This window comes from Butyrivibrio sp. (assembly GCF_017940685.1).
In the GTDB taxonomy this organism is placed as follows: Bacteria; Bacillota; Clostridia; order Lachnospirales; family Lachnospiraceae; genus Butyrivibrio.
Genome location: NZ_JAGAYD010000013.1, coordinates 1 through 6,819, shown reverse-complemented (window position 1 = coordinate 6,819; position 6,819 = coordinate 1). Strand labels below are relative to the sequence as shown.

Annotated in this window: 13 protein-coding genes and 1 tRNA gene; all 14 read left to right on the top strand. The window is 43.5% G+C overall.

The genetic code is table 11. The features are described from left to right. Positions 1 to 59: 59 nt before the first annotated feature. The 14 genes from J6I68_RS00845 (at position 60) to J6I68_RS00780 (ending at position 6,812) form a co-directional block, all read left to right on the top strand. Positions 60 to 341, top strand: coding sequence for a hypothetical protein (locus tag J6I68_RS00845; RefSeq protein ID WP_292216427.1), 282 nt, complete (start codon positions 60 to 62; stop codon positions 339 to 341). 12 nt (positions 342 to 353) lie between these two features. Then, the gene (locus J6I68_RS00840) at positions 354 to 941 is read left to right on the top strand and encodes a hypothetical protein (protein WP_292216426.1); all 588 of its coding nucleotides are present in this window, start codon (positions 354 to 356) and stop codon (positions 939 to 941) included. A gap of 11 nt (positions 942 to 952) precedes the next feature. Next, positions 953 to 1,366: a histidine kinase gene (locus J6I68_RS00835; RefSeq protein ID WP_292216424.1), complete on the top strand. Its 414-nt coding sequence runs from the start codon at positions 953 to 955 to the stop codon at positions 1,364 to 1,366. A gap of 11 nt (positions 1,367 to 1,377) precedes the next feature. After that, a complete protein-coding gene (locus tag J6I68_RS00830) occupies positions 1,378 to 2,253 on the top strand; it encodes a DUF6273 domain-containing protein (protein WP_292216422.1) in 876 nt (291 codons plus the stop codon). Between the two features lie 57 nt (positions 2,254 to 2,310). Next, positions 2,311 to 2,718, top strand: coding sequence for a hypothetical protein (locus J6I68_RS00825; protein ID WP_292216420.1), 408 nt, complete (start codon positions 2,311 to 2,313; stop codon positions 2,716 to 2,718). Positions 2,719 to 3,032: 314 nt separating this feature from the next. Next, the gene (locus J6I68_RS00820) at positions 3,033 to 4,265 is read left to right on the top strand and encodes a reverse transcriptase domain-containing protein (RefSeq protein WP_292216419.1); all 1,233 of its coding nucleotides are present in this window, start codon (positions 3,033 to 3,035) and stop codon (positions 4,263 to 4,265) included. Then, positions 4,232 to 4,639: a hypothetical protein gene (locus J6I68_RS00815; RefSeq protein ID WP_292216417.1), complete on the top strand. Its 408-nt coding sequence runs from the start codon at positions 4,232 to 4,234 to the stop codon at positions 4,637 to 4,639. Before J6I68_RS00820 ends, J6I68_RS00815 begins: the two co-directional genes overlap by 34 nt. Positions 4,640 to 4,652: 13 nt before the next feature. Next, positions 4,653 to 4,826, top strand: coding sequence for a hypothetical protein (locus tag J6I68_RS00810; RefSeq protein WP_292216415.1), 174 nt, complete (start codon positions 4,653 to 4,655; stop codon positions 4,824 to 4,826). An 11-nt stretch (positions 4,827 to 4,837) separates the two neighbouring features. Beyond that, entirely contained in the window at positions 4,838 to 5,017 is a 180-nt protein-coding gene (locus J6I68_RS00805; RefSeq protein WP_292216413.1) for a hypothetical protein, read from the top strand. A 16-nt stretch (positions 5,018 to 5,033) separates the two neighbouring features. Then, positions 5,034 to 5,309, top strand: coding sequence for a hypothetical protein (locus J6I68_RS00800; RefSeq protein ID WP_292216411.1), 276 nt, complete (start codon positions 5,034 to 5,036; stop codon positions 5,307 to 5,309). After that, positions 5,293 to 5,517 carry a hypothetical protein gene (locus J6I68_RS00795; RefSeq protein ID WP_292216409.1) on the top strand — a complete coding sequence of 75 codons (225 nt, stop codon included), beginning with the start codon at positions 5,293 to 5,295 and terminating at the stop codon, positions 5,515 to 5,517. Before J6I68_RS00800 ends, J6I68_RS00795 begins: the two co-directional genes overlap by 17 nt. After that, a complete protein-coding gene (locus J6I68_RS00790; protein WP_292216407.1) occupies positions 5,510 to 5,833 on the top strand; it encodes a phage holin in 324 nt (107 codons plus the stop codon). Before J6I68_RS00795 ends, J6I68_RS00790 begins: the two co-directional genes overlap by 8 nt. After that, positions 5,830 to 6,624: a GH25 family lysozyme gene (locus tag J6I68_RS00785; RefSeq protein WP_292216405.1), complete on the top strand. Its 795-nt coding sequence runs from the start codon at positions 5,830 to 5,832 to the stop codon at positions 6,622 to 6,624. Before J6I68_RS00790 ends, J6I68_RS00785 begins: the two co-directional genes overlap by 4 nt. 131 nt (positions 6,625 to 6,755) lie before the next feature. Continuing rightward, positions 6,756 to 6,812, top strand: a tRNA-Arg gene (locus J6I68_RS00780). Positions 6,813 to 6,819: the final 7 nt, after the last annotated feature.

The following is a 6,819-nucleotide window of genomic DNA, read 5'->3' as shown; positions in this document are numbered from 1 at the left end:
TTTGCTTCAGATATCCAGAAGGTACCTGTCAATCCGATCTTAGATGAGAGGGTAATAGAATGAATCCTGTTTTAGTCACATTAAACATCATTCCGGTCACGAATGAAAAAACTCTGGTAGTACATCCCTTAAACATTGAAAAAGAGCTGACTGTATCAGAGCAGATTGTGGCCGGAGACATACTTCCCTGGTATGAGGGAGATTATGAAGTAGCGCCACAGGTCAGCTCGCAAACACTTGAAACAGAGAATAAGAGTATGCGCAGCGACCTGGTAATAAAAGAGATTCCCTATTCAGCAGTAACAAATCCAAGTGGGGGAAGAACAATAACGATTGCCTAAAGGAGGGAAAAGATGGGTAATTCTAAGATCATTTTCGGAAATGAAACGCTTATGGACCTTACATCTGATACAGTCGAAGCCTCTAAGCTTCTTTCCGGAACAACAGCTCACGGAGCTGACGGCGAACCAATCACAGGTACATGCACTTATGACATGGACACATCCGAGATGGACGCAACAGCTTCAGAGATTCTTGCCACAAAGAAAGCAGGCGTTAATGGAAATGTCATCACCGGAACCATGGCCAACAATGGCGGCGTCACCTTAGAGATTGACGAAGTAGATGATGAAATTGCTATCCCTATCGGATTTCACGATGGAAGCGGAAAAGCAAAGCTTAACGCTACACAGAAAGCCAAGATCATAGCCGAGAACATCAAGGAAGGCGTTGAGATTCTTGGAGTAACAGGAACGTGTTCGCCGGCTTCAGGGATAACAGCACAGAGTAAAAGTGTAACTCCTTATACAACGGCCCAGCAGGTGACGCCTGACTCAGGTTATGATTATCTGTCACAGGTAACTGTAGGAGCGATCGCATATACAAGCGTACTGAATGCAGCAGGAGGCTACACGGTAACAATAGGAACAGTAGCACCATAAAGAGGTGATGTATGGGTAATAGCAAGGTTGTTTTTGGAGATACCACGCTGATAGATCTTACCGGTGACACTGTAACCGCTGATAAACTTCTTTCCGGTTATACAGCTCATGACGCAGCAGGCAATCAGATAACCGGAACAGCTACGGCAGGAGGAGCTGCATCGGAATTTGTCGGATGCAGGACCCACGCAAATACAAATGGGACAATCAAAAAGACTTATTCTGATGGAACAACAGTAACTATAAGCCATCCCAATAATTCACAGGTCAAATTTTTATATTCCACAGGAGAGTATATCATCCAGGATTTCCCTTCCGGTTATGTTACCAGGTTAAGGCTATACAACAGCAGCGGTACTCTTCAGAAGACAAAGAAAGTAACAATTGAAGCCTCAACAGGCGACATTATAGAAACAGTATCATAAGGAGGAATCAAATGAGTGAAATGATGTATGGACAGATCATGGTCCATTGTGCCACGAGCATAGGCTCAACAGTAAGATTCACAGATGAATCCGGCACAGCAAGAACAGGAACTATCGCAAGTAACGGATATCTCAGCATGAAGCTGGCAGCTTTCAAGAGATACACAGTGACTCTCGGAGCTTTCACGTCAGACCCGATTACCCTCGGAGCAGGGCAGAACGTGTTTGTAGAAGCAGGACTCACAACTGCAAGCTGGGATGGAATCAAGAGAATAGTAAATGCCGGCAAGGCAGCAGACTACATCTCGAACGGAGATCAGTTTACGGTTGAGCTTTCAGGCGGAGAGACACTTGTATATGAGGCCAATGTCAATGTATACGGCCTTGGAGAAGTAGACTTTATCCCTACTTACTGCCTGGCCACAACTCGCCAGCACCACACATCAAATACCAACGCAGGCGGTTGGAATGCATCAGATCTTAGGACGTATCTCAACAATACGTTTATTACTATGCTCCCCTCAGACCTTCAGGCAGTTATCAGCGAGAAGCCTGTCAAGGCCACACAGGGCAGTCAGGTCAATACAGTCCTTACTTCCAATGATAAGATATGGATCCCTACAGAGAAGGAAGTCTTTGGCGGAATCACTTATTCGGGATCCTCAGAGAACTCCGTGAACAACCTGTACCCTATATTCACAGATGCAGCTTCAAGAGTAAGAACACAGGGTTCCAACGGAGCCGCCGGGTATGTTTGGTTGGCTTCGCCGTATATCGGCAACTCCACGCACTTCTGCATTGTCGGCACTTCCGGCGCTCCGGACTACGGCGGCGCCAGCGGCTCTTATGGCGTGCTCCCCTGCTTCAGAATCGCTCCTGATGCGTAAGCACAGGAATAATCGAAGTGTAATCGCCCGCCGCCCTCGGCGGGCAAAAGGAGAAAAATGTCGGTTCTTGCAAGGTACAGAAGCGAGTCTCCATTCGACACAAGAGACCATGCCAGGGAGCTCGAAGTCAGGATCATTAAGCTGTGCATGAATGAGAAATACTTCCCAAAGAGGTACAGATTCATTCTCACAATGAACATCGTAGAGGATGCTCACAAGATGGTAGACTTCATAGAAGCCGCCAACAATATGCCATTCAATAAAGAGTTCTACAAAAGAAGGCTCACGTATCAGAGGGAAGCCTACGCAAGAGTAGAACATCTTTTCAGAAAGTTCATGCTGGCAGAGCGCCTTGGCTTTACGCTCCCTGAAGGGATCCTCATAGAGATAGGAGACAAGCTTCAGAAACAGGAAAAGTTAATAGCAAACTGGATAGATTCAGATAAGAAAAGACTTGGGTTATAGGCTACTACCGCCGTGAATGTTTGGTTGGCTTCGCCGAATATCAGCAACTCCACGAACTTCTGCAATGTCAACACTTCCGGCACTCCGAACAACAACAACGCCAGCAACTCTAATGGCGTGCTCCCCTGATTCATTTCAAAGATAAAACCGGAGTAGATTACCAAAAGGCAATTGAAACTACTGATATAGAAGAAATGAAGGAGCCTGTGACCCTCCCATAAGGGTAAATATACATCATGATGTCTCATGGACGAACGCTTCTTGCATGGCAGTGGTGGCGCGCTGTTTCATGTCCATGAGCTATGCAGCTGGAAATGCCAAAGAAAGGAACGCTGTACAGGGTGACTTCAAAGGAGAGAAGAGAGAAAAGGTACTTAAGAAGAAAGACCAAGAGATTAAAGAGGAAAGAAGAGCTCAACAGGCTATACGGAGATTATGACAAAGATATCTCAGTCAAAGAATTAATGGCCAAGTTTTGGATATGCAGGACAAACGTTTCATGGAAGCCCTCGGTGCAAAGATACGGACTCAGCTTATACAAGAACTCTCTTAAATACCATAAAAGACTCTTGGCCGGAGAAGATGTTTTCAAAGGATTCTACCAGTTTGAAATATATGAAAGAGGAAAGAAAAGAAGCATTAGAAGTATTCATATATCAGAACGGTGCATAGAGAAGAGTTTCGCTATAAATTCTTATGTCCCGATGTTAAGGAATAGCCTTATCTATGATAACAGCGCAAGTCTCAGGGGAAGAGGAACAGATTTCGCAAGAAAGAGAATAATAAAACACTTAAGGAGCTGGTACCACCATCATGGCAATACCGGCTATGTACTTGTAGGTGATTTCACATCTTTCTTTGACAGCATCGACCATGACGTTCTTTTAGATATCATAGACAAGCACTTTACGGATAAAAGATTCGTTGAGTATGCCAGGACATCAATAAGTCATTATGGAGATAAGGGCCTGGGCCTTGGCAGTGAGCTCAATCAGATATTCGCCATCTCGGTACCTAACAGGATGGACCAGTACGTTAAGACAGTCCTGAGGGTAAAGCATTATCACAGATATAATGATGACTTCTATCTGTTTTGCGAGACAAAACAGGACGCCAAAAGGATCCTTGAAAAGGTCGGGATAATAACCAAAGAGCTGGGAATAACTCTTTCAGAACGTAAAACCTATATCACAAAGATTTCAAAGGGCTTTACATTCCTAAAGAAAAGATATGTCCTCACATCCTCAGGAAAGATCCTCATAAAGCACAGGCGGAGAAATGTTTCCTATGAAAGAAGGAAGCTTAAGAAATTAAAGGCCATGCTCGACCAGGGCAAGATTGATTACAAGACCATAGAGCAGCAGTACAGCTCATGGAGAGGATATCTAAAGCACATTCCGGCCACGTCCAAGAATCTGAGTAAGCGTTTCAAATATGAGTACAGAACAATCAAAGAAATGGACAAGCTCTACAACGAGCTTTTCATAAAAGAAATCAAAGAAGGAGGAGAACAATGTTTATCCATGTCAACACAGAAGGCGTTGTGATAGACGCCACAGAGGAGAAGCTTCTTGTAGGTAAGCATCCTGCTACAGGCAAGAAGATCATCCTCAAAAGAAAGACCGATGAAGCAATCGGAGTAATAGGCTCAAATGACACAGTAAGACAGTTGGCCAAGGCTGCTGTTGAGGTTGGCTTTTACACGGTCCAGGATGTAATACCGGTTGCGGAGCTTCCCGAAGATTACGAGCCTAACAAGTATGTTTACTCTGGAGGAGAGTTTTCTCTTTATGAGGGCACTGCTCCCAAAGATATAAAGACTCTTACAGAGGAAAACGCAGCTCTTGAAGAAAGAGCTGACGGTACAGACATGATACTCGATGACCTTTTAACTAATGTCATCCCATCAATCACACCATAAGGAGGAGAAAAACATGGTAGCTTTTATCGCAAGAATGATCAAAAAACAGGCAGACATTTCACTTGAGAAGGGACAGGCAAAGTACGCCGCTTACTTCGTGAAGACTAGACTCTATGAGGACTACAGGGCAGATGTCAACGCAATTCTCACAGTGGACGGTTACGAAGACGTGATTCTCACAGACTGATGAGGGAAGCCATGACACTACCTGAGATAGTAGATACTCAAAACCTTATCATTAAGAAACAGGCTGACGTGATAGACAGCCTGTTTCTTTTACTGTTGGAACACATAAATGCAGCTGAGCTTGACAGACTGGAGGAAGTCTCAAAGATAAATCAGATTGCAAAGCTTAAGGAAAGCATCAAAGAATTGTGATTATGGAGAAAAAAGTATGGAGACAATCATTTCAGCAATTATTAGTGCAGGCGCAGCTATCTTAGTGTGCATAATATCACAGAACAGACAGGCAATAAAACTTGAAGCGCAGCTTGACAAGCAGACAGCTCTTTTTGGCCAAAGCCTCAACACACTTTCCCAGAGAGTTGAGAAGCATAACAATGTTATTGAGAGAACCTATAAACTTGAACAACGGGTAGCGGTTCAAGAAGAACAGATTAAGGTAGCCAATCACAGGATTGAGGATCTGGAACATGAAAAAGAAAGTTGAAAAGAAAATTGACCGGATAGTAAAAGGCGTATGCATCTATTGGATCCTGTTCGTGATAGTTGCCTGGATAACTTACTGGGTAAAGGACAGTGTGCCTGAAACCCTGGTACAGTTCGGACTTGGCGGCGGAGCTGTGGAGCTTCTAATAACAGGATTCCTTGAGATAGCAAGAGATTTTGTAGCCAGGAGGGAAAAGAAAGATGAATGAGATTATGTTTACAATTTTAGAGGCTGTTGTATCGCTGGCAATCATCCTTGTCATGAGATACCTGATACCTTACCTGAAGATCAAGCTAAAGAGTCTCATCGATGAAACGCTGTGGGATGCAATTGTTAAGGCTGTTAAGGCGGCCGAGCAGACTATAAAAGGAAGTAAACAGGGAGTCGTAAAGAAAGAGGATGTCCTTGTTAATGTTACTGCATGGGCTGTAAAGCATGGTATCAATATCACACAGGAGCAACTGTCAAGACTTATAGAATCCGCTGTATGGATTATGAACAACGAGGATAAGAAGAAATCATGAGTGAAGTATTCGGAATTGATGTATCACATCATAATGGAGCAATAGACTGGAAACAAGTTGCTAAGGCTGGCAAGAAGTTTGCTATTCTAAAATGTCAATATGAGGCACAGAGCCATAGAAAAGATGAATGCTTTGAGGCAAACTACAAAGGAGCCGGGGACAATGGCATGGCAAGAGGCGTGTATATCTACATAGCCAGAGCTTCCATGGCTGACCCTGTAGCCGATGCAGAATCTCTTCTAAAGCATCTTAATGGCCGCAAGCTCGAATATGGCATATGGCTTGATCTTGAAGATAAGACTGTTGATGTAAAAGGAAAAGCCTACATAAGGTCCCTTGCCTATCAGTATGCTGATATTTTCAGAAAAGCCGGATATTATGTCGGAATATATTGCAATAGAGACTGGTATATCAGACTGATACATGACGATCTTAAGAGAGACTTTGATGTTTGGATTGCAAGATACCCATCAAAAGATACCGGAGCTTACAACAAAAATTCAAGCCTTAAGCCTAGCGCTAGGATTGCAGTTGCTTGGCAATATTCATCTAAGGGAAGCGTCCCAGGGATAAAAGGTGATGTAGATCTCAACGTGGACTATGACGGAATTGTCTCTCTGATTGCTAGGACCCCCGAGAGAAAATCCAATGAAGAGGTTGCCAAAGAAGTCCTGGAAGGAAAATGGGGCACAGCCAAAACCAATCCTACAAGAAAGAAGCTTCTTGAATTGGCCGGCTATGATTACAATGAAATACAGAAACTTGTAAACAAGATGGCTTTACAGAAATAACATTTTGACTATAATAGTATTTAAAAGTAGTTAAAAGTAAACGAAAGTAGTTTCCATTAATATAGAAGAAACGAAAACCATTTTTATAATAATGTAAAAAATCTGTAAAATTCAACCCGGATAAATCGCATGGTTGAGCGATTGAACTTTTGGCTACGGACCAGAAGGTCGTGGGTTCGAATCCTGTCACGCACA